Annotated in this window: 21 protein-coding genes; 12 read left to right on the forward strand and 9 right to left on the reverse strand. The window is 67.6% G+C overall.

What is annotated here, in order from left to right; genetic code table 11:
* The first annotated feature begins 31 nt into the window (after nt 1-31).
* The 3 genes from QT386_RS16600 to QT386_RS16610 all read left to right on the forward strand — a co-directional run bounded on the left by QT386_RS16600 (nt 32) and on the right by QT386_RS16610 (nt 5,082).
* On the forward strand, nt 32-1,099 hold the full coding sequence (locus QT386_RS16600) for a hypothetical protein (protein ID WP_289274856.1): 1,068 nt from the start codon (nt 32-34) through the stop codon (nt 1,097-1,099).
* A gap of 168 nt (nt 1,100-1,267) precedes the next feature.
* On the forward strand, nt 1,268-2,077 hold the full coding sequence (locus QT386_RS16605) for a hypothetical protein (protein WP_289274857.1): 810 nt from the start codon (nt 1,268-1,270) through the stop codon (nt 2,075-2,077).
* Nucleotides 2,078-2,097: 20 nt separating this feature from the next.
* Nucleotides 2,098-5,082 carry a hypothetical protein gene (locus tag QT386_RS16610; protein ID WP_289274858.1) on the forward strand — a complete coding sequence of 995 codons (2,985 nt, stop codon included), beginning with the start codon at nt 2,098-2,100 and terminating at the stop codon, nt 5,080-5,082.
* A 12-nt stretch (nt 5,083-5,094) separates the two neighbouring features.
* On the opposite strand, the gene QT386_RS16615 is transcribed toward QT386_RS16610, so the two are convergent.
* Entirely contained in the window at nt 5,095-5,913 is an 819-nt protein-coding gene (locus QT386_RS16615) for a hypothetical protein (RefSeq protein WP_289274859.1), read from the reverse strand.
* Between the two features lie 2 nt (nt 5,914-5,915).
* Nucleotides 5,916-6,650: a pteridine reductase gene (locus QT386_RS16620; protein ID WP_289274860.1), complete on the reverse strand. Its 735-nt coding sequence runs from the start codon at nt 6,648-6,650 to the stop codon at nt 5,916-5,918.
* 67 nt (nt 6,651-6,717) lie between these two features.
* Here QT386_RS16620 and QT386_RS16625 point away from each other — a divergent pair, with 67 nt between their 5' ends.
* Nucleotides 6,718-7,494 (forward strand): undecaprenyl-diphosphate phosphatase, encoded by a 777-nt coding sequence (locus QT386_RS16625; protein WP_367401455.1) that lies wholly within the window; start codon nt 6,718-6,720, stop codon nt 7,492-7,494.
* 100 nt (nt 7,495-7,594) lie between these two features.
* Here QT386_RS16625 and QT386_RS16630 read toward each other — a convergent pair whose 3' ends face one another.
* Nucleotides 7,595-8,845 carry a multifunctional CCA addition/repair protein gene (locus QT386_RS16630; protein WP_289274862.1) on the reverse strand — a complete coding sequence of 417 codons (1,251 nt, stop codon included), beginning with the start codon at nt 8,843-8,845 and terminating at the stop codon, nt 7,595-7,597.
* On the reverse strand, nt 8,842-10,806 hold the full coding sequence (locus tag QT386_RS16635; RefSeq protein WP_289274863.1) for a transglycosylase SLT domain-containing protein: 1,965 nt from the start codon (nt 10,804-10,806) through the stop codon (nt 8,842-8,844). Before QT386_RS16635 ends, QT386_RS16630 begins: the two co-directional genes overlap by 4 nt.
* 70 nt (nt 10,807-10,876) lie before the next feature.
* Here QT386_RS16635 and QT386_RS16640 point away from each other — a divergent pair, with 70 nt between their 5' ends.
* A complete protein-coding gene (locus QT386_RS16640) occupies nt 10,877-11,665 on the forward strand; it encodes a sulfite exporter TauE/SafE family protein (RefSeq protein WP_289274864.1) in 789 nt (262 codons plus the stop codon).
* 88 nt (nt 11,666-11,753) lie between these two features.
* Nucleotides 11,754-12,338: a lytic transglycosylase domain-containing protein gene (locus QT386_RS16645; RefSeq protein WP_289274865.1), complete on the forward strand. Its 585-nt coding sequence runs from the start codon at nt 11,754-11,756 to the stop codon at nt 12,336-12,338.
* Here the strand turns inward: QT386_RS16645 and QT386_RS16650 are convergent.
* Nucleotides 12,335-13,213 (reverse strand): LysR family transcriptional regulator, encoded by an 879-nt coding sequence (locus QT386_RS16650; RefSeq protein ID WP_289274866.1) that lies wholly within the window; start codon nt 13,211-13,213, stop codon nt 12,335-12,337. The two genes, QT386_RS16645 and QT386_RS16650, sit on opposite strands and share 4 nt — an antisense overlap.
* 136 nt (nt 13,214-13,349) lie before the next feature.
* On the opposite strand from QT386_RS16650, the gene sat reads away from it, so the two are divergent.
* Nucleotides 13,350-14,546, forward strand: coding sequence for a sulfate adenylyltransferase (sat, locus tag QT386_RS16655; protein ID WP_289274867.1), 1,197 nt, complete (start codon nt 13,350-13,352; stop codon nt 14,544-14,546).
* A gap of 145 nt (nt 14,547-14,691) precedes the next feature.
* Entirely contained in the window at nt 14,692-15,282 is a 591-nt protein-coding gene (locus tag QT386_RS16660; RefSeq protein ID WP_289274868.1) for a hypothetical protein, read from the forward strand.
* Between the two features lie 133 nt (nt 15,283-15,415).
* Here QT386_RS16660 and QT386_RS16665 read toward each other — a convergent pair whose 3' ends face one another.
* The 3 genes from QT386_RS16665 to QT386_RS16675 form a co-directional block, all read right to left on the reverse strand.
* Nucleotides 15,416-15,970 (reverse strand): hypothetical protein, encoded by a 555-nt coding sequence (locus QT386_RS16665; protein ID WP_289274869.1) that lies wholly within the window; start codon nt 15,968-15,970, stop codon nt 15,416-15,418.
* A 105-nt stretch (nt 15,971-16,075) separates the two neighbouring features.
* A complete protein-coding gene (locus QT386_RS16670) occupies nt 16,076-16,486 on the reverse strand; it encodes a hypothetical protein (RefSeq protein ID WP_289274870.1) in 411 nt (136 codons plus the stop codon).
* 86 nt (nt 16,487-16,572) lie between these two features.
* Entirely contained in the window at nt 16,573-17,469 is an 897-nt protein-coding gene (locus QT386_RS16675) for a LysR family transcriptional regulator (protein WP_289274871.1), read from the reverse strand.
* 94 nt (nt 17,470-17,563) lie between these two features.
* Here QT386_RS16675 and metE point away from each other — a divergent pair, with 94 nt between their 5' ends.
* From metE to glyA, 3 genes are read left to right on the forward strand one after another with little or no spacing between them, the layout of a single operon-like run.
* Nucleotides 17,564-19,828 (forward strand): 5-methyltetrahydropteroyltriglutamate--homocysteine S-methyltransferase, encoded by a 2,265-nt coding sequence (gene metE, locus QT386_RS16680; RefSeq protein WP_289274872.1) that lies wholly within the window; start codon nt 17,564-17,566, stop codon nt 19,826-19,828.
* Entirely contained in the window at nt 19,828-20,001 is a 174-nt protein-coding gene (locus tag QT386_RS16685) for a hypothetical protein (RefSeq protein WP_289274873.1), read from the forward strand. Before metE ends, QT386_RS16685 begins: the two co-directional genes overlap by 1 nt.
* A 2-nt stretch (nt 20,002-20,003) precedes the next feature.
* The gene (gene glyA / locus QT386_RS16690; protein ID WP_289274874.1) at nt 20,004-21,290 is read left to right on the forward strand and encodes a serine hydroxymethyltransferase; all 1,287 of its coding nucleotides are present in this window, start codon (nt 20,004-20,006) and stop codon (nt 21,288-21,290) included.
* A gap of 87 nt (nt 21,291-21,377) precedes the next feature.
* Here the strand turns inward: glyA and QT386_RS16695 are convergent, their stop codons facing one another.
* Nucleotides 21,378-22,721, reverse strand: coding sequence for an MFS transporter (locus QT386_RS16695; protein WP_289274875.1), 1,344 nt, complete (start codon nt 22,719-22,721; stop codon nt 21,378-21,380).
* Nucleotides 22,722-22,875: 154 nt separating this feature from the next.
* Between QT386_RS16695 and cyoA the strand changes: the two genes are divergently transcribed.
* Nucleotides 22,876-23,952, forward strand: a complete 1,077-nt coding sequence (gene cyoA, locus QT386_RS16700) for a ubiquinol oxidase subunit II (RefSeq protein WP_289274876.1) — start codon at nt 22,876-22,878, stop codon at nt 23,950-23,952.
* The last annotated feature ends 3 nt before the right edge of the window (nt 23,953-23,955 follow it).

Genomic DNA, 23,955 nt, shown 5'->3' on the forward strand with positions numbered 1-23,955 from the left:
CCGTCTGCTCTGCAGCTCGGGGGCCGACATCATGGTGCAGATGCCGCTGGCCTCTGAGGTGCTGCGCCGCCTGATTCCGGCGTTCAGCCTGTCGATGATCCGGGTCGATGCGCAATGCGCGCCCCAGGAGCACTACAGCGAATACTTCGACGAATACAGCCATCAGCTGTTCGCCAGCGCTGGCCATGTCTTTTCCGCGCGCAGTGACGATCCCGCTGCCTTCAGCAGCCTGCTGGCCGCACCACGAGCCTATGGCAACCTGATCGATACCTCGGTCGACTACCAGAATGGCGCCACCTACCAGCACCTGTTCCAGCGCAATGGCATCCATCATTGCCTGGATATCGCGTTGCGGGACGACAACGGCCCCATCGGCATCCTCGGCATCTTCCGCGAGCGAACAGCCCCTCATTTCTCGCGAAAGGACGTCGACACGGTTGGCGCCCTCTACTCTCACCTGGTACATGCCTGTCTCGCGCGCCCGGTACCGGGCGATTTCGACGAGGTCGATAGTGCCCTGCTGATCGCCACTACCGATGGGCGTATCCAGTGGGCTTCGGAGCAGGCCTGCGTCTGGCTCGAAGCCTCGAGCTTCGGCCAGGAGCGCAGCCTGCTCCGGGATCATCGCGTTTTGCCCGAGGCCTGCCGCCGTCTCTGCCGTGATTGGACGGCGCAGCGGCGTCCGCTGCGCAGCCACGCTTCAACCGCGCATCGGGCTCCAACCCTGACGCTGCCCGTCGCCGGTGGGCGCCTGCGGTTACGCGCCTATGGCCTGTCCTCCTCCAGCGCCGATCAATCCACCCATGTCGGCATACAGATCAGCCTGGAGATGCCGCGCGAACTGCGCGTACTCGGCGCGCTGGAGCGCAGCCCGCTGACGCCACAGCAGCGGCGTATCGCCTTCGCGCTGTGGCGCGGTCATTCTCCGATGGAACTCCGGGCCACTCTTGGCATTGGCCTGAGCACACTCAAGGCCTACCAGAAGGACCTGTATGCCCGCCTCGATGTGAGCGGCGTCACAGGCCTGCGCGAATTGCTGACACGACAGTCCGACTCCGTTGTGCTTGATCTGCAGAGGCATCAGCCCCGCTCCAACTAGGTCTTCAGGCTCTGTCCTGTGCAAATACCCCCCTGGGGAGGTATTTGCAAGATCAGGCTTCCCCTAGCATCTGACGCACCCCTCCTTGGCGCGCGTCCCATGATCCAGCTTTGTCGTTGCCTTGCCCGAGCCCGGGCATACCCGTCCGTACTGCCCGGCCTGCTGCTGATGACCTGCGCCGTCACGTCCCACGCCGGCAGCGCCGTCGTCGAGAGCGGAGCCGGTGCTGATCGCCAGCGCGCCGCCCTGGACTATCGCGGCGACCGGCTGCGCGTCGACGTGCAGGGTCAGGCCGGCGGCGCCCTGATCGTGCGCGAAGGCAGGGCCTATGCATTGGCCGAGGGCATGGTGATTGACCTCGGCGGCATGGGCGGAATGCTGGGACAGATGCAGCAGGGCGCGATCAGCGCCGGTCCCGACGATCTCGCCCGCTACATCGGCCTGGAACGCACCACGCGCAAGGAAACCATCGCCGGCGCGGCCGGCACGGTCCACCTCTTGCGCTATGAAGATGGCGCCGGGCACCCGCATAGCGAAGAGCTGGTGCTGTCAGCCGATGTGCGGGCACGCGAACTGGCCGACGCGCTGCAGCAGATGGCACTGGCCTTCCGCAACATGACCGGCAAGGCCGAAGCCCCGGGCGAGGCCGCCCTGCGCCAGCAGCTTGGCAATCAGGGCGTGCTGCGCTACGGCAGCGAGTTCCGCGTCATCAGCTTCGGCGGCCAGCCCGACGCAGCACGCTTCGACCTGCCCTCGGCGCCGCAGCAGATCCCGGCGCTGGGCAGTATCGGCGGCGAAGCCGCCGTACCCGAAGCTGCGAACAACGACGGCGGATGGCTGGGGCGCGTCCTCGGCGGCAAGGCGCAGCGACAGCAGGACCGCATCGAGGGACGCACCGAATCGGAGGCCGATGCGGCGACCGACCGGACGGTGGACCGTGTCCTCGACAAGGCCTTCGGCAAGATCTTCGGCGACTGAACATTTCCTGGATTCTCCTCATGAACATGAAAACAAGATGGCCTTTTGCGGCCACCCTGATCGCCGGCCTGCTGCTGGCGGCCTGTACCGACCAGGATGATGGCGGTCCGGACGGCCGCCCACCGAGTCCCGGGCCCGGCAAGATCATCGCCGCGCCGCTGGGCAAGGCCGTGCCCTGCCGGCTGACGCTGACCCCCGCCCGGGCTGAGCCAGGCGAGGTCGTGCAGGTCAACGGTATCCCTGCAAGCTTCGTCCGCCCCGGCATGCGCGTCATCGCGCGCGACGGCTCGTCCGAAGCGATCGGCGCGGCGTTCTTCGAGGCGCCCGCCAGCGGCCAGCCCTCGCGCTTCACCGTGCCACCGCGCCCGGCCAAACCGCTCGAAGGCGGCCCTGTGCTGATCGAGATCGGCGACGGACGCCAGCGCTGCGAGGCCGTGTCGCTGGAGATCGGCGCTTTGCCGGATGCCGAACCCGCGCTGGTCGGGCGGGTGGCGGACAAGCTGGAGGAATGGCTGGAACTGCAGGTCCGCCTGCTTGGCGGCGATCCCGCAACCCTGCTGACCGCGGACCGCAGCGCGATCGATCCCTCCCTGCTGCCCTTTGCGCTCAACCTGCGCCTGCTGGGCAGCGAGGCACAGCCGGGCTGGTTGCGCAGGCAGGTGACGCAGGCCGTCGCCAGCGGTGATCGTGTGATCCCCGGCGTGATGGCAGCCGCCGATCTGGAAGGCGAACTCGACCGCGCCATCGCCGAACTGCGCGAACTGCCGCTCCCGACTCTCGCCGCAGCCGTCCTGGCCAAGAACGCGCTCTGCCAGGGTGAGCAGCTGACCCCCAACCCTCCGCCGATCGGCAGCGCCGCGGAGTTGTCGCGTCGCATGCTGGCCGCCGGCAAGGGCGGGCTGTACCAGAGCAATGCGCTGGGTCAGCTCCTCGGCACGGTCGGCATCGCGGCCAGCGAGGAGGCCAGCAACGGGGCCAATGCCTTCGGAGCCGGCAACGTCAGCCTCGGGGCCAACGCCCTGGGCGCCAAGCTCTACATCCTCAAGACCACGGAAGCCGCCCGCCAAGCGCTGGAGCCCCGCACCATCGAATCCTTCGACGTGCGGCGCGCCGACACGCTGTTGGTAGAGGACCGCCCGGCCAACCAGCCAGGCCGCTGGGAGAATGCTTCGGTCATCGCCGTCGGCACGGAGTTCAACATCAATGCCGCCGCACTGGAGGGCCTGATCACCACGGTCGGCATGATTCCCGGCCCGGTGGGCGCCGCCGTCGGCGTGGGCAGCACCGCTTTCGCCAATCCGCTCAGCAATATCCAGAGCGAGCTGACCGAGGACGGCTGCACTCGCATCAAGGCTCCGCGCTACGGCCCGATCAACGTCTCTGACGAGGACTGGACGCGCTCCGAAATCATCGGCGATGCAGTGACGCGCATCGATCACCGCACCTACCGTGGCGCAGCCATCGGCGGCGCGGAACTCAAAATCACCCTGCGCGGCGAGAAGTTCGGCGTGCTCAGTGTCGGCATTTCCCGGACCTTCGCCATCGCCGTGAATCCGCAGATGCTGTCGCTGCTGCCTTCCTCGGTACGCCTGTCGGCACCGGGACAGACCGCCAGCATCGGCGCCACCATCGCCAATTCCGAGGCCGGGCCCAATGGCCCGGTCAACATCGCACGGCGCATCCTGACCCTGGGCGACCACCAGATCAGCAACACCCGGATCAGCGGTGACCTGCTGGAGGCGGATGTGCAGACCAGCGCCAAGCGTGAGGACTTCCCGCTACGCATCGAGTTCAAGCCGCTGAATCCGGTGCTGCCCGGCGGGCCGCCGCGCGAGCGCATCGCCGTGATCGACATCGGCGGCGAACTCACGCTGAAGCGCCAGGGCAGCGCCTGCCTGCTGCCGGGCTCGGAGGTGGAGTTCCAGGCCAACCTGGCCGGATTTGCGGCCAACGAACTGGGCGTGGACCTGCAGCTCAGCGGCGGCACACTGGTCAGCCATGCCAACAACCAGGCCGCTCAGCGCATCGTGGTGCGTGCCGGCGAAGCCGGCACGCTGAGCCTGCGCGCCACCTCGCGCGCCGACCGCAATGCCAGCGACGAGATCAGCCTGCCGGTGCTGCGCAGCTGCCTGCGCAAGGTCCACTACTCGGGCACCTCCTTCGACGCCGGTGGCATCGGGACCGAGTCCGACGGCAGCGAATCCTGCCCGCCTTTCTCGACCGTCGAGCTGCAAAGCACGCGCATCGGAGTCGATCCGGAGGAGATCGTGTTGCCGCCTGCGATCCCGCCGGACGGAAAGCTCTGGTTCGAGCGCAGCGAGCGCATCACGGCAGACTTCCTCACCGATTTCACCCTGCGCCAGGGTGACGGCGAGGGCAACTGCCCCAGCGCGCGGCTCAGCGGCAGCAGCAAAGGCGAGGGCCTGACCTATGCACGCGAGGACGGCACGCTGGGCCTGCGCCTGAATGCCGACATCAGCGGCAGCTGTGTATCCCAGGGAGATATCTCGGGCTGTAGCGGCAACCAGGCCACCGGCGTCATGAACACCCTGAGCTACTTCGAGGTCACCGAGGACACGCCCGTACGCATCGAGGGAGAGTTGCGATGCGCGAACCTGTCCGGGCTGGTCCTGATGACGGCCTTCTCCGGTATCGCCTCGCGCTATGAAAACGGCGTGACACCCTACATCCCGACCGACCCGATTGAGGGCAGCCTGATCCGCAAGCCCGACGGCAGCGGGCGGGTGCCGGTTCTGTGGGTGGCGGAATGCAAGTCGGCGAACCAGGTTATCCCCTTCTCCGAGACCGTGATTTTCCAGGCGCCCCGGCGGGTCGGCGGCAAGGATCTGATCATCGTCTCGACCAGCGGATCGGCCCAGGTTCTGGCGAGTGGCAAGCCCGCCATGGTACCGATCAGCGATCCGTCGCAGATTCCCTTCCCCGCCCCCGGCAACTACCGCAGTACGGCTGATGTGGAGTTCCGCGTGAAGCTGCTGCCGCAGTAGAGGCTCCAGACTTCAGCGGCTGACCGCGCGCAGCAATGCCAGCGGGCCCATCAGCCGCAGCCGCTGAAGTTCCTCTTCCCCGCGCAGCAGCAAGGTACCGGCAAAACCCAGCGCGTTGACCCCCAACCCTTCGTGCGCGCCGCGGCTGCGGCGCACCACCATCATCCAGTCCGGCGTCATCAGCAGGTTGTAGCCGCTGTAGCCCGCTGCCCCGCCGAGGCCGATCCCGGCAATCAGATGATCGTAGCGTGCTCGCAGCCGCGCGGGCTGTGCCAGGTCCTGCGGCGACAGCTCCACGCAGGCATGGGCGAAGGGCCAGCCGGCTTCCCGCTGCGCCCACTGCCGCGGGTCGAAGGGCTGCGCCTCGGCGGCTGGCATCAGCGGCCAGGGCAGCAACTGCACATGGCGGTGCCGCTGGCTGGCACCGGCGGCCGCGCCGCCGTTGAAGAAGGCAAGTCCCGCGGTCTGCCGCAACACCTGCGCCACCGCGGCGAAATCCGCTTCCTCCAGTGCCGCTTCCTGCTCGGCGAAGGCACGGGTCACCACCAGCACGTGGCCTTCCAGCACCTGGAATTTGTTGAGTAGCAACGCGTGCGTGTCAGACAGCTCGGCCACGAGCATCGCGGGGTCATAGGGCAGGAAGGGATTCGTCGGCTGCGGGGCGGCACGCTGGCGCTGCTCGGAGTCGCTCTTGCGGCGCAGGTCGCCGACACGCAGCACGAAGTCCAGCCCCTGGTCGCGCACGACCTGCGGCCGCGTCGGGATCGGCTGCAGGGCGCCGCTGTCCAGCGCGCGGCGCGTGGCCGCGCGGATCCGCTCCGGCAGGTCCATGCTCAGCCCAGGCGCAGGCCGCCATCCACCGGCAGCACGGCACCGGTGATGTAGGCCGCCTCCGGCGACAGCAGGAATTTCACGGCACGGGCGATCTCCTCACCGCCGCCCAGACGCGCCATCGGCACGCGCGCGAGTTCGGCGTGCTGCTGCAGCTTGTTGAGGCTGCCGGCCTCGGGCCAGATCATGTGACCCGGCGCGACGCCGTTGACGCGAATGCGCGGCGACAGTTCAAGTGCCAGCGATTCCGTCACCGCCCACAGGCCGGCCTTGGCCGCGGTGTAGGCGCTGTAGCCGCGCTGCGGGCGCCGGGCATGCACGTCGATGATGTTCACCACCGCGCCCTGCTCCATGCGCGCGGCGCAGGCCTGGGTCAGCAGCAGGGGCGCGCGCAGGTTGCTGCCCACCAGGTCCTCGAAGGCCGCGGCGGTCAACTCGCCGACTGGCGTGGGATACCAGGTGGAAGCATTGTTCACCAGCGCATCCAGCCGCCCCCAGCACTCGTGCGCCGCCTGCGCCAGCTTCTCCAGTGCCGCGGGGTCCAGCAGGTCGGCCTGCAGGGCCTGGGCCGAGTCCGGGCGGGCCTGGTTGAGGGTCATGGCCAGGGCCCAGGCCTCCTCGAAGGAGCGGTTGGCGTGGATCACAACACTCCAGCCCGCCGCATGCATCTCGCGCACGATGGCCGCGCCTACGCGCCGGGCGGCGCCTGTGACCAAGATCACTGGTGACATTGCCATGACGTACCTTTGCTTTATCCTTAGACGCTCTTTCCTCAATGCCAAGTGTAACTGTCCTGTGGACGGCATCCTCGAAGCGATTCTCCTCGGCGTCATCGAAGGCGTCACCGAATTCCTCCCCATCTCCAGCACCGGTCATCTGTTGATCGCCCAGCACTGGCTGGAGCGCCGCTCGGACCTGTTCAACGTTGCGATCCAGGCCGGTGCCATCCTGGCGGTGACCCTGGTCTACCGCCGGCGCCTGCTGGACCTGGCCACCACCTGGCGCGATCCCGGCACGCGTGACTACCTGGCCAAGCTGGCCACGGCCTTCGGCGTCACTGCCGCGGGGGGCCTGACGGCCAAGAAGCTGGGGGCGGAATTGCCCGACACGGTGCAGCCGGTCGCCTGGGCCCTGATCGTCGGCGCTTTCGTGATCTTCGCCGTGGAACGCTGGAACCGCGGACGTCCGATCGTGGAGGCCGTAACCTGGAAGGTGGCGATTGCAGTGGGCGTGGCGCAGGTGATCGCGGCGGTCTTCCCCGGCGCCTCGCGCTCCGCCGCGGCGATCTTCGCGGCCTTGCTGTTCGGCCTGTCCTGCCGCCCGCGCGCGGCGGAATTCGCCTTCATGGTCGGCATCCCGACGATGTTCGCCGCCACCGGCTACGAGCTGTACAAGACCCTGGGCAACCCCGCGGCGGCACAGGCGGAGAACTGGGCGGAACTGGGCATCGCCTTCGGCGTATCGGCGGCGGTGGGCTTCTTCACCGTGAAATGGCTGATGAAGTTCATCTCCAGCCACAGCTTCGAGCCGTTCGCGTGGTATCGGCTGGCGCTCGGCGGGGTACTGCTGACGATGCTGTAGCGGCGTCCCTGTCCGCAAGGGCGGCCGTGCGGATGCAGACGCGAGCTTGCTGGCGGCAAGCTGCTGGTCGCCAGCAAGCTGACTCGTGCATGCGTGGCGCTCACATCGAGTCGGGTTGCCGGACCGCCTGCTGCTGCGCCTTCCAATCCTTCAGACGCCGCGTGCGCCGCTCCTTCAGCGCCTCGCCGATGGCCGCGCCGCTGATGCCGTCGGCCATCACCTGGGCCGCCTGGATCTCGTTGGCGGCCACGCGCGCCGCGCGCAGGTAGTCGGCCTGCTCGTAGGGGCTTTCCTCGAAGCCGAGACGGCCGCGCGCATCGCAGACACTGGCCTGCAGTACCTGCTCGAAACGCTCACCCTTTGCAAAGCCTCCCATCCGCTCCAGCAGGCCCAGCAGCGTCGAAGGCTTGAGCTGCAGCGCCTGGTGGATGATCAGGTGCTCCTTGGTATGCACCAGCGCGAGGTCGCGGCAGGCCGAAGGCACGCGCAGGCGCGCACTGAAGGTCTCCACCAGCGGCACGCCGCGCATGTCGTGCATGCGGTGGCTGGGCCACTCCTGCTGCGGCGTAGCACCCTTGCCAAGGTCGTGCACCAGCACGGCGTAGCGCACCTCCAGCGGCAGTTGCAGCGCCGCCGAGGTGTCCACGCACATCAGCACGTGGACCAGCGTGTCCACTTCGGGGTGATAGTCGGCGCGCTGCGGCACTCCGTGCAGCGCCGCCAGCTCGGGCATGATGCGCGCCAGTGCACCGCACTCGTGCAGCGTGCGGAAGTAGGTGCCGGGCGAATCCGTCATCAGGCCCTTCCTGGTCTCCTGCCAGACGCGCTCGGGCACCAGGTGATCCACCTCGCCGCTGTCGACCATCTGTCGCATCAGCGTCAATGTCTGCTCGGCCACGCGGAAGCCCAACGACGCGAAACGCGCGTGGAAGCGCGCCACGCGCAGGATTCGCACCGGGTCTTCGCAGAAGGCCTCCGACACGTGGCGCAGCAGGCGCGCGTCGAGGTCGCGCTGGCCACCGTAGGGATCGACCAGCCGGCCGTCATCGTCGCGGGCGATGGCGTTGATCGTCAGGTCACGCCGGATCAGATCGTCCTCCAGCGTGACCTCGGGGCCGGTGTGGAAGCTGAACCCGCGGTAGCCCGGTGCAGTTTTTCGCTCGGTGCGCGCCAGCGCATGCTCTTCCTTGGTCTGCGGATGCAGGAACACCGGGAAGTCCTTGCCCACCGGCAGGTAGCCGGCCGCGCCCATCTCCTCGGGCGTGGCGCCGACCACCACCCAGTCGCGCTCACGTATGGGCAAGCCCAGCCGCTCGTCGCGTACCGCTCCACCAACGAGATAGCGCTTCACACGCAGCCCGGGCTGCCCTTCAGGCAGGCCGCCGCTGCCGGCGTCGGGATCGACACCGGCAGCAGGAGATTGCTCGCATCCTGCGGCTGGCCCGAAGCCAGCCAGCCGTCGGCGGTGATGTGCCAGATGATCTTCTGGATGTAGCCGCGCGTCTCGTTGTACGGCACGTTCTCGATCCACACGTCGGCGTCGCGCGGCTCTTGCGGCAGCCAGCGTGCCACTGCGTTGGGACCCGCGTTGTAGGCGCCCAGCGTCAGGATGAAGCGGCCGCCGAAACGGTCGGTCTGGTCGCGCAGGTAGGCGGCTCCCAGCGGCACGTTAATGGCGGGGTCGAACAGCGACTCGCGCGTAGGCGCCGGCTGCTTCCACTTGCGCGCCACCTGCTGCGCGGTGGGCATCAGCAGCTGCAGCAGGCCCAGGGCCTGCGAGCGCGATACCGCGGTGGGCAGGAACAGGCTCTCCTGGCGCATCACGCCGTAGATCCAGGGCCCCGGGATGCCGGCGAACTGGGCGCCCGCCTCGATCTCCTTGGTGAATGCCTGCGGATACAGCAGCGTCAGGTCGCGGGTCAGGTTCATCTGGTTGAGCATGCCCACCGACTGGATATGCCAGCCCCAGGCCGAGGCCAGGCGTGCGGCCTGCACGCGCGTGAGCTCGTCCGCACCCTGCAGCGCCAGGCGCCACTCGGGGTTGGCCAGGTCGGTACGCTCGATCAGGTACAGCTCGCGGGCACGCTGCATCTCCGGCTTGGCCATCAGCTGCTGCTGCACGGCCTCGTCCACCACCAGCTTCTGCGACACCGGCACCAGCTTCTTCTGCAGGCGCCAGGCGGCCAGCACGGCGTAGTAGCCGTTGTCCTGCATCAGCGTGCTGTAGATCGGCTCGGCCTGCGCGCGACGGCCCAGCGTCTCCAGCGCGCGGGCGCGCCAGTAGCTCCAGCGCGGCTCCGCCGCCTGCGCCGCCGGCATGGCGTGCAGCCACTGCGCGGCCAGCTCCCACTGGCCCTGCCACAGCGCCGCGCGCACGCGCCACTCCTGCGCCTTGTCGTCCAGGGCGTCTTCGGGCACCAGCTTGTAGAGCGACAGCGCCTCGGAGCGGCGGTCCAGCGCGTAGCCCATGGCCAGGTCGCGGCGCAGCTCGGCGATCTGCCGCGCGTCGATGCGGCGGCGCTCGATCATCTTGGGCAGCAGCGGCGCGATCTCGTCCGGCTTGCTGCGCGCCAGCTTGGCCCAGGCGGCTTCCAGCGGCGCCCACTCCACGGTGTCCTGCGGCGCGGCGATCAGCGCCTCGATGGCGGGGCGCGGCTCGCGCAGCAGGCGCGACCAGCGCTGCAGCGGCGCCGCGCGTGCGGCCGGCACGCCGCGCAGCAGCCAGTCAGCCAACTCCGTGTTGCCGGCCTCCAGCGCCAGGCGGGCGCGCTGCTCCAGGCGCTCCGGCGTCAACACGCCGCGCTGCTGCAGCCACTGGAACGGCGGCACGCAGGCCTGCGGCAGCTGCTGGCCGGTCATCCACACGCCCAGAATCTCGTCGCGCAGGCCGTCCTCGATACCGCCGGTCTGCAGCCAGGCGTTGTAGCGGTGACAGCGCAGGGTATCGTCGGACGCCGTCGCGTCGCTGTTGGCCAGCAGGGTGGTCCACTGCTGGCGCTGGGCCAGGTTGCCCAGCCAGTCGCGCTGCAGGGCACGCGCGGCCGGCAGCGCGGAGTTGGCCCGCAGCCAACCGGCGATCTCGGCGTCCAGCGCCTCGCCCGGGCGGGTCTTGAGCGCCTGGCGCAGGCGCGCCGCCTGCAGGTACGGATACAGGATGTAGTTGCGCAGGCCCGGGCTTTCGGCGGCCTCACCGCCGCTCTCGACGGTCTTTAGGGCGGAACGGAACTCGACGCGCAGCACGTCGCTGGTGGTCTGGGCCGAGACGGTGCCGCTCAGGAATAAGCACAGAAGGAATGCTGGGAGACGGAGCATCAGTGGGGGGTGCCTGTTGTAGGATGCGCGCCTCATTGTAGTGCGCTGCAACCTGAGAGTTCGCTGAATCATGGAATCCTTGCTCATCTACCTTCTGACCGGCGCAGCGGCCGGATTGCTCGCCGGATTGTTCGGGATCGGCGGCGGCATGGTCATGGTGCCGGCGCTGGCGCTCGTGCTCCCAGGCCAGGGCGTGCCACCGGAAGTGACCATGCAGGTCGCCGTGGCCACCTCGCTGGCCGTGATCTCCGCCACCTCCATCTCGTCCATGCTCAGCCACCAGAAGCACGGCGCGGTGATCTGGCCGGTGTTCCGCTGGATGGCCCTGGGCCTGGTCGCCGGCTCGGTGGGCGGCGCCTTCGTCGCCGACCAGCTCGCCAGCCGGACCCTGGCCCTGATCGTGGGTTGCGGCGCGCTGGCCGTGGCCGCGCAGATGTTCTTCGACCTCAAGCCCAAGGCCGCCGCGCCCCTGCCCGGCCCCACCGCGCTGACCGGCACCGGCGGCGTCATCGGCCTGCTGTCGGCCCTGGTCGGCATCGGCGGCGGCTCGCTGACCGTGCCTTTCCTGACCTGGCGCAGCGTGGACATCCGCAAGGCCGTGGGCACCTCGGCCGCCTGCGGCGTGCCGATCGCCTGGGCCGGCGCCGTGGGGTTCATCCTGTCCGGCTGGGACCGCGCGGACCTGCCCTCCCCGCACCTGGGCTACGTCAGCCTGCACGGCTTCGCCGGCCTGGCCATCGCCAGCGTGCTGATGGCGCCGCTGGGGGCGAAGCTCGCACACCGCCTGCCGCCGCGGCAGCTGAAGCGCGGTTTCGCCCTGCTGCTGACCGGCGTTGGGATCAAGATGCTGATTGGCTAGAATCAGCGGGCGGCGATCATCGCCGCGGGTGAGAAAAGTCTTGGTCAGACGGGGAGTTATCGGGGGTATCCGCCGCAGGGGCAGCGCCATGCTGCTGGGCCTGCTACTGGCCGCCGCCAGCGCCCAGGCCGCCGAGGTCTACGTCTACCGCGAGCCCGCCGGCACCCGCCTGTTTACCGACCAGCGCGTGCGCGACCCGGCCTACGTCTTCATCTCCAAGTTCGGCCGCCCCACCGCCTATGTTTCCTGCAAGGGCATCAGCTCCGCCGGCCTGGAGGCGCGCCTGCGCAGCTACGAGGATCTGATCGTCAAGTACGCCGATCAGCAGGGCGTGGAACCGGCGCTGGTCAAGGCCGTGATGCGCGTGGAGTCGTGCTTCGACCACCGCGCCGTGTCGCGCGTGGGCGCGCGCGGCCTGATGCAGCTGATGCCCGGCACCGCCGCCGACATGGGCGTGAGCGACAGCTTCGACCCCGCGCAGAACATCCGCGGCGGCGTCACCTATCTGCGCCTGATGCTAGACCGCTTCGGCAACAACCAGAAACTGGCCCTGGCCGCCTACAACGCCGGCCCCGGCGCGGTGACCAAGCACCAGGGCGTGCCGCCGTTCAAGGAAACCCAGGCCTACGTCGAGAAGGTGCGATCGCATTACGAGCGCTACCGCTCGAGCTAGCCCGGCTTCAGCTCGGCCAGGAAAGCCTCCAGCGCCGGACTGTGCCAGGCGCTCTTCAGCAGCACGCGGTACAGCGGCCGCCGGATGCGCAGGCCCTTCACTTCCACCACCCGAAGGATGCCGGCCTTGAGCTCGGTGCGGGTCGCCTGCGCCGACAGGAAGGCCAGCGCCACGCCGCTGGCCACGGCGTGCTTGATGGCCTCCGTGCTGGCCAGGGTCATCGCCGGACGCGGGCGGATGCCCTTGGCGGCCAGCGCGCGCTCGGTCACGGCGCGGGTGCCGGAGCCGGGTTCGTGCATCAGCAGCGGGCACTCGGCCAGCGCCGCCAGCGTCAGCGGACCCGCCGCCGCGAGCGGATGGCGCGGCGCGGCGATCAGCACCAGTTCGTCCTCGGCGTACACGCGGTAATCGAGCTGGTCGCTGCTGACCACGCCCTCGGCGAAGCCGATGTCGATCTCGCCGGCCAGCAGCTTGGCCTCGATGGCCTGTGTGTTCTCCACCTGCAGGCTCAGCTCCACGCCCGGATGGCGCCGGGCAAAGGCCGCCAGCATCTCCGGCAGCATGTAGCCGCCGATGGTGCGGCTGGCACCGATGGCCAGGCGCCCGCGGCCGAGCTGCTGCAGGTCGCCCAGGGCCTGAGTGGCCTCGGCCTCGATCGCGAACAGGCGGTTGGCATAACCCAGCAGCAGGCGGCCGGCCTCGGTGGGCCGCACGCCGCGCGGCAGGCGGTCCAGCAGCACCACGCCCAGCGCCCGCTCGAACTCCGCCAGCTGCTTGGAGACCGCCGACTGGCTGATGTGCAGCTCGCGCGCGCCGCCACTGACACTGCCGCTGGCGGCCACGGCCTGGAAGATGGCGAGATGGTTGAGATTCATGCCGGCCTACATATGTATTAAAGAGAACGATGGCATCTATATATTGCAATTTATTTATGGTTCCGTGGGGGCCTACAATGCCGGTCCGGCGCCCGGAATCCCGGTGCCCGCCCCCTCACCCAAGCTGGACACGACCATGATCAAGCCCCACGGCTCCGACACCCTGAACCCGCGCTACGTCGCCGACGATGCCCGCCGCGCCGCCCTGCAGAAGGAGGCCGAGGGCCTGCCGAGCCTGCTGCTGAACTCCGCCGCCGCCGCCAACGCGGTGATGCTCGGCGCCGGCTACTTCAACCCGCTGACCGGCTACATGAACAAGGCCGACGCCCTGGGCGTGGCCAAGGACCTGAAGACCAGCGCCGGCCTGTTCTGGCCGGTGCCCATCGTCAACCTGACCAAGGAATCCGGCATCAAGGCCGGCAGCCGCATCGCGCTGCGCGACCCCAATGTCGACGGCAACCCGGTGCTGGCGGTTATGGACGTGCAGGCCGTGGAGAGCGTCAGCGACGACGAGCTGCAGTTCATGGCCAAGGAAATCTTCGGCAACCTCGACGCCAAGCACCCCGGCGTGCAGACCTTCCTGAACCTGGGCAACACCCTGGTCTCCGGCCCCATCGAGGTGCTGAACTACAGCTACTTCCAGGGCGAGTTCCCGGAAACCTTCCGCACCGCCGTGGAGATCCGCAACGAGATCCAGCAGCGCGGCTGGAAGAAGGTCGTGGCCTTCCAGACTCGCAACCCGATGCACCGCGCGCATGAAGAGCTGTGCCGCATGGCACAGGAGCGCCTGCAGGCTGACGGCATCGTCATCCACATGCTGCTGGGCAAGCTCAAGGAAGGTGACATTCCGGCGCCGGTGCGCGACGCCTGCATCCGCACGATGGTGGACCACTACTTCCCGAAGAACACGGTGATGATCACCGGCTACGGCTTCGACATGCTCTACGCCGGCCCGCGCGAGGCCGTGCTGCACGCGCTGTTCCGCCAGAACATGGGCGCCAACTACCTGATCGTGGGCCGTGACCACGCCGGCGTGGGCGACTACTACGGCCCCTTCGACGCGCAGACCATCTTCGACGAGCGCGTGCCCGCCGGCGCCCTGCAGATCGAGATCTTCCGCGCCGACAACACCGCCTACAGCAAGAAGCTGGGCCGCGTGGTGATGATGCGCGAAGCCCCGGACCACACGCCGGAAGACTTCATCGCCCTGTCGGGCACCAAGGTGCGCCAGATGCTGGGCCAGGGCATCGCCCCGCCGCCCGAGTTCTCGCGCCCGGAAGTGGCCAAGGTGCTGATGGAGTACTACCAGCTGGAAGACGCCAAGAAAGCCTGAAACGGCCGAGGCGGCAAGCGTTGCAAGGGAAAGGGGCCTGCGGGCCCTTTTTCTTTTGCCCGCCCGCCGTGTGATCCAGGTCCATGACCGCCGGGCCCGCCAGGCCTATAGTGGCAGGACTGGGAAACTGCGGGGGCAGATACTCATGAGCGGACCGACATCATCGCGGCTGCTGGCGGCGGGGGCCGCCCTGGCCGCACGCTACACCCTCGAACAGCTGACACCGGAGAACGTGGCCGACACCACGGGCCTCACGCGCGAGCAGTTCGCGGCGCAGTTCGGCAACCTGGACAGCTACCTGACCGAGATGAACCGGCAGTTCCTGGATCACATCCTGGACCGCCTGGTGCGCGACGCCGCCAGCACCCCGCCGGGGCTGCCGCGCATGTGCCGCGCCACCGAACTGCAGCTGGACCTCTGCCTGGAACACCGCAGCCTGCGCCTGCTGCTCAGCGAGGCGCGCCGGGTTCTGCCCGGCATGGCGCAGGCCTTCCACAAGCGCAACCGCACCACGGCCATGATGATCGGCGTGGAGCTCAAGTCCCTGGGTTGCCCCAACTCCAATGCCATCGGCCGGGTCTATTGCCAGATGGTGCTGGAAGCCGCGCAGATCGAATGCGAAGCAGGCTCGCCGAACCCGGCCTTGCGCCGCGTGCTGGCGGAGTTCCTGGCCAACGCGCTGGCGGCACCGCCGGTGGCCAAGACGGCCAGCGCGCCGGTGGCGGCGAAGGACTAGGCAGGTCAAGGCATACAGGCAGGCCGTGCTGTCACTGCATATTCAGAAGAACTGACTGGAGCGTTCAAGCGCGAACGTGCGCCTGCAGCGGCTCTTTAGCTTTCATACGCGACGTGGTTGTCATTCTCACTGGTCAGCCTTGCCATACTTGCTTGAACGCCAGACCGAACAGTCGGTGTTCTCTCACGAGCCCCAGAAGGTTCTCCGAACCATCTTCGTGATCTGCGCAAAAAATCCCGAAGGGCTGTGCTTCGATCTTGAACAGCAATCTACGAGGAACGGCTTCCTTGATGAAAGAATACTGCTCAATGAACAACCGCTTCCCCGAGCCCTGATGAACGAGCCAAGTCGATTCTTTCTCATCCAGGCAAGGCGACAGCCCCAGCACATTGACGAGAGCTCCGTCTCCTCCGCCCCAGAAAACAGGGAGCAGTTCGCAATAGGCCTCGAGCCTTGGCCCCAACAACTTCCTTGATTCAGACCATATCAGCAGATTCCCCGCACCAAAGCTGAATATCTGAGGCACCAAAGCCTTGTCGTTATCAAACTCCGCAGCAATGGGAGTAGTCCATTCGGCCTTTTTTGAGGAACCGTCCAGGGCCAAGAGCCTCCGGTCATTTACCGAGTCGTCCTGAGGTAAAAGACTTTTAAATCGATCAACCTCAAGTTCTATCTTGTAGATTTTCATCTGATGATCGTAGGGCGGGAAAGCGCAGCGCATCCCGCCTTGTGGATGCTCTCAAGGCGGGATGCGCTGCGCTTTCCCGCCCTACGGTCATCACCCTATCGACCCTCAGTCCTTGTCTTCAATCCAGACGCAGAAATATCGCCCATCCTCGCGGGCCACGATGATGCCCGCGGCGAAGGGGGACTCGGTGAGGGAATCCGAAATCTCTCCATCGAGCCAGTTGCCGTTCGAGTAGTACCGACTCCCGGGCTTGGCATGAGCGGACAGGATCGCGTCCGCCATCTGCTCGGCTTCGGGCCTGGACATAAGCGGCATCTGGAACGGCAGGTCCTTGTGCAAGAGAGCCGTGAGAATGGCATGAGCCGCCGTCTGATCGTGCTCGCGGAGTTGGCTGTCATCCGCCTTCAATCCCGCCTGCTCGAGCACCTTGCCCATATCCTGCGAAGGCTCGGAGATGAGCAGGCAGCGGGCATCGCCCGCGCCACGCGCGTCGATGATTTCCTGTGAGTCAACCATGAATCCAGCCTTTCGATTGCGTTGATAAGAGTGTTGCCGCTGCGTACATCAGGCAAGAAGACCGTTCCAGACCCTTGCCATGTCGCCTAAGCTCCCTCGCGGATCTTGGCGACAAAATCCTGCAGATACGGCTTCTCCGCCAGGCTCTCCGGCATCGCTGCATACAACTCACAACGCAGGCCCGATTCCCCCAGCGGCTTGGCCACCACGTAACCCCGCTCCAGATACGCCTGCACGCTCCACGCCGGTAGTGCCGCGATGCCGCGCCCACTGGCGACCAGTTGCAGGATCGCCACCGTCAGCTCCGCATTGCGGCGCTTGGGCTTCACGCCGGCGGGGGCGAGGAAGTGGCGCACCACGTCGAGCATGTCGTCGTCCACCGGGTAGCTGATCAGGGTTTCGCCGGCGAAATCCTCCGGCGCCAGCCAGAGCTTCTGCGCCAGCGGGTGGTGGCGCGACAGGATCGCTACCGTCTCGTAGGTGAACAGCGGCGCCATGGCCACGCCCGTGCGCGGCGCGGGGCGGTCGTGCACCACGGCGAAGTCGGCCACGCCGGTTTCCACCAGCGAGATCGGCTCGGCCTGGAAGCCGCTGACCAGGTCCAGTTCCACCTGGGGCCAGTGCTCGCGGAAGGCGTCCATGGCGGGCATCAGCCAGTCGAAGCAGGTGTGGCATTCCACGGCCACGCGCAGCTGGCCACCCCCGCCGGAAACCCACTGCGCCACCTCACGCTCAGCCTCGGAGGTCAGCTCGCGCACTTCGCGGGCCAGGGCCAGCAGGCGTGCGCCGGCCTGGGTGAAGCGCAGCGGCTTGGTACCGCGCTCGAACAGGGGCGAGCCGTAATGGCTCTCCAGCAGCTTGAGCTGGTGCGACAGGGCGGACTGGGTGACGAAGACCCGCTCGGCCGCCTTGGACAGGGATCCGGTGTCGGCCAGGGCCACCAGCGTCTGCAGGTGGCGCATCTCCAAGGGAGACTGGATCATGAATTTCTCTCAATAAAACCATTAAAACTACGAGATTGAATCATAGCAGCGACCGGCCGACCATGAGCACCCCTCAAATCAATAGTCTCCAGACATGTCCCACGCTCATATCCTTGGCTTTCCCCGCATTGGCGCCCGGCGCGAGCTGAAGACCGCCGTGGAGGCCCACTGGCAGGGCCAGCTGAACGAAGCCGGTCTGCGCGCCGTGGGCCGCGAGCTGCGCAACCGCCACTGGGCGCTGCAGCAGGCCGCTGGCCTGGACTGCGTGACGGTGGGCGACTTCGCCTTCTACGACCACCTGCACAACGCCACGGCGCTGTTCTCCGCCGCCCCGGCCCGCTTCGGCCTGGCCGGCCCGGTGGACCTGGCGGGCTACTTCGCCATGGCGCGCGGCACGCCGGAGCAGCCGGCGCTGGCGATGAAGAAGTGGTTCGACACGAACTACCACTACCTGGTGCCGGAGGTGGATTCCCACACCACGTTCCGCCTCAACCGCGACTGGTTGCTGCCGGAACTGCAGGGCGCGCTGGCCGCAGGCCACCGCGCCAAGGTGGTGCTGCCCGGCCCGCTGACTTGGCTGTGGCTGGCCAGCGCGCCGGCCGGCTTCGACAAGCTCTCGTTGCTGCCGGCGCTGCAGTCGGTCTACGCCGAGCTGGCGGCTGAACTGCGCGCGCTGGGCGTGAGTTGGCTGCAGCTGGACGAGCCGATCCTGTCGCTGGACCTGCCGGGCGAATGGCTGGCGGCCTACCCGCAGGCCTATGGCGCCATCGCACCCGCGGCCCCGCCGGTGCTGCTGGCGACCTATTTCGGCAGCGTGGCCGAGCATGCGGCGCTGCTGAAGGCACTGCCGATCGTCGCGCTGCACCTGGACCTGGTCCGCTCACCGCGCCAGCTCGAGGCCTTCCTGCCGGACTGGCCGCAGGACAAGGCCCTGTCGCTGGGCGTGATCGACGGCCGCAACCTGTGGCGCACGGACCTGGCCAAGGTGCTGGCGCTGCTGCACCCGGCCAAGGCCCTGCTGGGCGAGCGCCTGTGGATCGCGCCGTCCTGCTCGCTGCTGCACGTGCCGCATGACCTGGCGCGGGAGGCCCAGCTCGATCCGACCATCAAGAGCTGGATGGCCTTCGCCGCGCAGAAGCTCGACGAGCTGTCGCTGCTCAAGCGCGCCCTGGAGCAGGGCGAGGCGGCCGTGTGGCGCGAACTGCAGGCCGCGGCTACCGCCATCGAGAGCCGCCGCCAAGCCCCGAGCACCCAGGTGGCCGCTGTGCGCGCCCGCGTCGCCGCGCTGAAGCCGGCGGATGCCGAGCGTGCCGCACCGTTCGCGCAGCGTATCGCCGCCCAGCAGGCGGTACTGAACCTACCCAAGCTGCCTACCACCACCATCGGCTCCTTCCCGCAGACCGCCGAGATCCGCGCGGCGCGCGCCGCATTCAAGGCCGGCAAGATCGGCGAGGCCGAGTACACCGCGGCGATGAAGGCCGAAATCAAGCTCTGCGTGGACAAGCAGGAGCAGTTGGGGATCGACGTGCTGGTGCACGGCGAGCCCGAACGCAACGACATGGTGGAGTACTTCGGCGAGCAGCTCGACGGCTACACCTTCACCCAGTTCGGCTGGGTGCAGAGCTATGGCTCGCGCTGCGTGAAGCCGCCGGTGATTTACGGCGACGTCTCTCGCCCCACGCCGATGACGGTGGAGTGGTCCCGCTATGCGCAGACCCTGACCGACAAGCCGATGAAGGGCATGCTCAGCGGCCCGCTGACGATGCTGTTCTGGAGCTTCGTGCGCGACGACCTGCCCAAGCGCGACGTGGCGCTGCAGCTGGCGCTGGCGCTGCGCGACGAGGTGGTGGACCTGGAAGCGGCGGGCATCAAGGTGATCCAGATCGACGAGCCGACGATCCGCGAAGGCCTGCCGTTGAAGAAGGCGGACTGGCCGGCGTATCTCGACTGGGCGGTTCAGGCCTTCCGCATCACCGCCGCGGGCGTGCGCAACGAAACGCAGATCCACACGCACATGTGCTACTCGGAGTTCAACGACATCCTGTCGTCCATCGCGGCGCTGGATGCGGACGTGATCACCATCGAGACCTCGCGTGCGCGCATGAAGCTGCTGGATGGCTTCGCCGAGTTCCGCTACCCGAACGACATCGGGCCCGGGCTCTACGACATCCACTCGCCGCGCGTGCCCGCGCAAGCGGAGATGCAGGAACTGCTGCAGCGCGCGCTGAAGGTGGTGCCGGCCGAACGCCTGTGGGTGAACCCGGACTGCGGCCTGAAGACCCGTGGCTGGGCGGAGACGGAAGCGGCACTGAAGACCATGGTGGCGACGGCCCGCGAGGCGCGGGCGGCGCTGAACTGATGGGCTTCGGTTTCGCCAAGCGCAGCCATGACGCGGCGAAGGACGCCGCCCGGGAGGAAACCCGGGCGGCGGACCCGCTGACTCGCTTCGCCTACGTGGAGCCCACGGAAGAGGACGAACCCGAGACACACCGGCACGGCGAATCCTGCGCCTGCCGCCTGCGTGGAGAATGATCATGTGGACCAACGCCCCGAGCCTTTCCGAATTCGACCCTGAGCTGTCCTCTGCCATCCGCAAGGAAGAAGGCCGGCAGGAAGCGCACATCGAGCTGATCGCCTCCGAGAACTACGCCAGCCCGGCGGTAATGGACGCCCAGGGCTCGGGCCTGACCAACAAGTACGCCGAAGGCTACCCGGGCAAGCGCTACTACGGCGGCTGCGAGTTCGTGGACATCGCCGAACAGCTGGCCATCGACCGCTTGAAGCAGGTGTTCGACTGCGACTACGCCAACGTCCAGCCGCACTCCGGCGCCCAGGCCAACGCCGCCATCTTCCTGGCCCTGGTCAACCCGGGCGACACCGTCATGGGCATGAACCTGGCCCAGGGCGGCCACCTGACCCACGGCAACCCCGCCAACTTCTCTGGCAAGCAGTACAAGATCGTCCCGTATGGGCTGGACACCGAGACCGGCCTGATCAACTACGACGAGATGGAACGCATCGCCCTGGAGACCAAGCCCAAGATGCTGATCGGCGGCTTCTCCGCCTACAGCCGGGTCAAGGACTGGGCGCGCATGCGCCAGATCGCCGACAAGGTCGGCGCCGTGTTCTGGGTGGACATGGCCCATATCGCCGGCCTGGTGGCCGCGGGTGAATACCCCAGCCCCCTGCCGCATGCCCACGTGGTGACCAGCACCACCCACAAGACCCTGCGCGGCCCGCGTGGCGGCGTCATCCTGACCAAGGGACAGTCCGAGGACTTCAACAAGAAGTTCCAGTCCGCCGTGTTCCCCGGCATCCAGGGCGGCCCCCTGATGCACGTCATCGCCGCCAAGGCCGTGGCGTTCAAGGAAGCCCTGGACCCAAGCTTCAAGGTCTACCAGAAGCAGGTGGTGGCCAACGCCCGCGCCATGGCCCAGGTCCTGCTGGACCGCGGCTACAAGGTTGTTTCGGGCGGCACCGACAACCACCTGTTCCTGCTGGACCTGATCGCCAAGAACGTCACCGGCAAGGACGCCGAGGCCGTGCTGGGTCGAGCCCACATCACGGTCAACAAGAACTCGGTCCCGAACGACCCCAAGAGCCCGTTCGTAACCTCGGGCCTGCGCCTGGGCTCGCCGGCCTCGACCACCCGCGGCTTCAAGGAGCCGCAGATGGCGCAGGTGGCGAACTGGATCGCCGACCTGGTGGACGCGATGAGCGCCGGTGCGGATGTCGACGCCGTCGTCGCCCGCGTGCGCGGCGAGGTCGAGCAGCTTTGCGCCGGCTTCCCGGTGTACGGCGCCATCAGGCGTGCCGCCTGACCGGGAATCGAGAATCGGGAATGGAGAATCGTAGAAGAAGGGGCGGGGAGTCTTTTGACGATTCCCGATTCCCGATTCCCGGAAAAGCTAATCGTCGCGCATTTCCAGGTTGCGGTTCACGCCCAGCGCCAGCAGCGTGCCGACGGCACCCGACAGCAGGTACAGGCCGACATAGCCCACGCCGAGATTGGAGGCCAGGAACAGCGCCACCAGCGGTGCGAAGGCGGCACCCACCAGCCAGGCGAAGTCCGAGGTGACGATAGCGCCGCTGTAGCGGTAGCGGCTGGGGAAGGTGGAGTTGATGGCGCCGGCAGCCTGGGCATGGCTGAAGCCCAGCAGCACGAAGCCGACCAGGATGAACAGGTAAGCGCCCAGGCGGCTGCCCTCCTGGAACACCGGCAGCATGCCGACGATGCTGAAGATGGCGATCAGCACGGCGCTGATCGCGAGCGTGGCACGGCGGCCGATGCGGTCGGCCACCTTGCCGGAGACCAGCATGCTGATCACGGCGAGCACCGCGCCGGCGATCTGCACGAACAGGTAGTCGGTGATGGCGTCCTGCGTGAACAGCGAGGCCCAGGACAGCGGGAACACCGTGACCAGGTGGAACAGCGCGAAGCTGCCCAGCGGCGCGAAGGCGCCGAGCAGGATGCTGGCACGCTGCGTGCGGAACAATTCACCGAGCGGGGCCGGTTCCAGCTCGCGTGACTTCAGCAGGTGACTGAACTCGGGTGTCACCACCAGACGCAGACGGGCGAACAGTGCAACAACATTGATGGCGAAAGCGACGCAGAAGGGATAGCGCCAGCCCCAGGCCAGGAAGTCATCGGGCTTGAGCTGCAGCAGCAGGAACACGAACAGGCCGGCCGCGAGCAGGAAGCCCAGCGGGCCGCCGAGCTGCGGGATCATGGCGAACCAGCCACGGCGCTCCGGCGGGGCGTTCAGCGCCAGCAGCGAGGGCAGGCCGTCCCAGGTTCCGGCCAGGGCCACGCCCTGGGCGATGCGGCAGATGGCCAGGATCACTACCGAGGCCACGCCGATCTTCTCGTAGCCCGGCAGGAAGGCGATGCCGGCGGTGGCGGTGCCCAGCAGGAACAGCGCGATGGTCAGCTTGGTGCCGCGCCCGTACCAGTCGTGGATCAGGCGGAATAGCAGCGAGCCGAAGGGACGCGCGACGAATGCCAGCGAGAAGATGCCGAAGGAGTAGTACATCGCCGTGGTCTTGTCGACGAACGGGAAGACCACGGACGGAAACACCAGCACGGCGGCGATGCCGAAAACGAAGAAGTCGAACATCTCCGACAGGCGGCCGATGATCACGCCGATCGCGATCTCGCCCGGCGCGACGCGAGCGTGGTCGGCTCCGGCGACGTGGGCCTGGCCTTCCAGCGAGCCGGGGCCCGCGTTCGATTCATGGCTGACGGTCGACATCCTGCTCTCGGTCAAAAAAGGTTGAGGGATTACCCCATCTGGTGCATAACCATCTCATGGTCCGGGGTGCGCGCGACATAGGACAAAACGTCCAATCGCGGGGTCCGGTCCGGCTGCTTAAAGTGGGTCATCCGGTAACACCGAAAGATACGCCATGGCTGCCAGAATTGCTCGCTGCATGCTGTTGTTCCCGCTGGTCTTTCTGCTGGCCGGCTGCGACTGGGTGGTGCTGCGCCCATCGGGCGATATCGCCATGCAGCAGCGCGATCTGATCGTGGTGTCCACGATCCTGATGCTGCTGATCGTGCTGCCGGTCATGGCTCTGACCGCGCTTTTCGCCTGGCGCTACCGCCAGTCGAACAAGGAAGCGAATTATGACCCCGAATGGCACCACTCGACCCAGCTGGAGCTGGTGATCTGGTCGGCGCCGCTGCTGATCATCATCGCGCTGGGCGCGGTCACCTGGATCGCCACCCACACCCTGGACCCCTTCCGCCCGCTGGACCGCATCGACGCCCAGCGCCCGGTGCAGGCCGACGTGAAGCCGCTGAAGGTGCAGGTGGTGGCCATGGACTGGAAGTGGCTGTTCATCTATCCCGACTACGGCATCGCCAGCGTCAACGAGATGGCGGCGCCGGTGGATGTGCCCATCGAGTTCAGCATCACCGCCTCCACGGTGATGAACTCCTTCTTCATCCCCGCCCTGGCCGGACAGATCTACGCCATGCCGGCCATGGAGACCAAGCTGCACGCCGTCATCAACAAGGCCGGCGACTACGAGGGCTTCTCGGCCAACTACAGCGGCCACGGCTTCTCGCACATGCGCTTCCGCTTCGCCGGCATGAGCGGCGCCGACTTCGACGGCTGGGTGGCCAAGGTCCGGGAGGCCAAGGACCCGTTGAACCGCGAGGAATACCAGCGCCTGGATCAGCCCAGCGAACGCGTGCCGGTGCGTCACTACGGCTCGATCATGGCCGGTCTGTTCGACGCCGTGGTCAATCTCTGCGTGGACCCCAACAAGATGTGCATGCGCGACATGATGGCGATCGATGCCCGCGGCGGCCTGGGCATGGCCGGCGTCTACAACGTCTCGCGCCTGGCCTATGACCGTCCGCGCTCGCAGGTCAGCCGCGCGCAGGCCGAGGCCTTCGTGCTGTCGCTGTGCCAGGTCGGCCCCGAGGTGATGCTCTCGGCCGCCGCTGATGCCCCGATGTACGGCCTGCTTCGCTAGAGA

Source organism: Solimonas sp. SE-A11 (genome assembly GCF_030345715.1).
Taxonomy (GTDB): domain Bacteria; phylum Pseudomonadota; class Gammaproteobacteria; order Nevskiales; family Nevskiaceae; genus Solimonas_A.

Coding starts and splice junctions, on each gene's coding strand:
- QT386_RS16600 (WP_289274856.1), top strand. CDS start 32: ATGGTGCAGATGCCGCTGGCCTCTGAGGTGCTGCGCCGCCTGATTCCG.
- QT386_RS16605 (WP_289274857.1), top strand. CDS start 1,268: ATGACCTGCGCCGTCACGTCCCACGCCGGCAGCGCCGTCGTCGAGAGC.
- QT386_RS16610 (WP_289274858.1), top strand. CDS start 2,098: ATGAACATGAAAACAAGATGGCCTTTTGCGGCCACCCTGATCGCCGGC.
- QT386_RS16615 (WP_289274859.1), bottom strand. CDS start 5,913: ATGGACCTGCCGGAGCGGATCCGCGCGGCCACGCGCCGCGCGCTGGAC.
- QT386_RS16620 (WP_289274860.1), bottom strand. CDS start 6,650: ATGGCAATGTCACCAGTGATCTTGGTCACAGGCGCCGCCCGGCGCGTA.
- QT386_RS16635 (WP_289274863.1), bottom strand. CDS start 10,806: ATGCTCCGTCTCCCAGCATTCCTTCTGTGCTTATTCCTGAGCGGCACC.
- QT386_RS16640 (WP_289274864.1), top strand. CDS start 10,877: ATGGAATCCTTGCTCATCTACCTTCTGACCGGCGCAGCGGCCGGATTG.
- QT386_RS16645 (WP_289274865.1), top strand. CDS start 11,754: ATGCTGCTGGGCCTGCTACTGGCCGCCGCCAGCGCCCAGGCCGCCGAG.
- QT386_RS16650 (WP_289274866.1), bottom strand. CDS start 13,213: ATGAATCTCAACCATCTCGCCATCTTCCAGGCCGTGGCCGCCAGCGGC.
- sat (WP_289274867.1), top strand. CDS start 13,350: ATGATCAAGCCCCACGGCTCCGACACCCTGAACCCGCGCTACGTCGCC.
- QT386_RS16660 (WP_289274868.1), top strand. CDS start 14,692: ATGAGCGGACCGACATCATCGCGGCTGCTGGCGGCGGGGGCCGCCCTG.
- QT386_RS16665 (WP_289274869.1), bottom strand. CDS start 15,970: ATGAAAATCTACAAGATAGAACTTGAGGTTGATCGATTTAAAAGTCTT.
- QT386_RS16670 (WP_289274870.1), bottom strand. CDS start 16,486: ATGGTTGACTCACAGGAAATCATCGACGCGCGTGGCGCGGGCGATGCC.
- QT386_RS16675 (WP_289274871.1), bottom strand. CDS start 17,469: ATGATCCAGTCTCCCTTGGAGATGCGCCACCTGCAGACGCTGGTGGCC.
- metE (WP_289274872.1), top strand. CDS start 17,564: ATGTCCCACGCTCATATCCTTGGCTTTCCCCGCATTGGCGCCCGGCGC.
- QT386_RS16685 (WP_289274873.1), top strand. CDS start 19,828: ATGGGCTTCGGTTTCGCCAAGCGCAGCCATGACGCGGCGAAGGACGCC.
- glyA (WP_289274874.1), top strand. CDS start 20,004: ATGTGGACCAACGCCCCGAGCCTTTCCGAATTCGACCCTGAGCTGTCC.
- QT386_RS16695 (WP_289274875.1), bottom strand. CDS start 22,721: ATGTCGACCGTCAGCCATGAATCGAACGCGGGCCCCGGCTCGCTGGAA.
- cyoA (WP_289274876.1), top strand. CDS start 22,876: ATGGCTGCCAGAATTGCTCGCTGCATGCTGTTGTTCCCGCTGGTCTTT.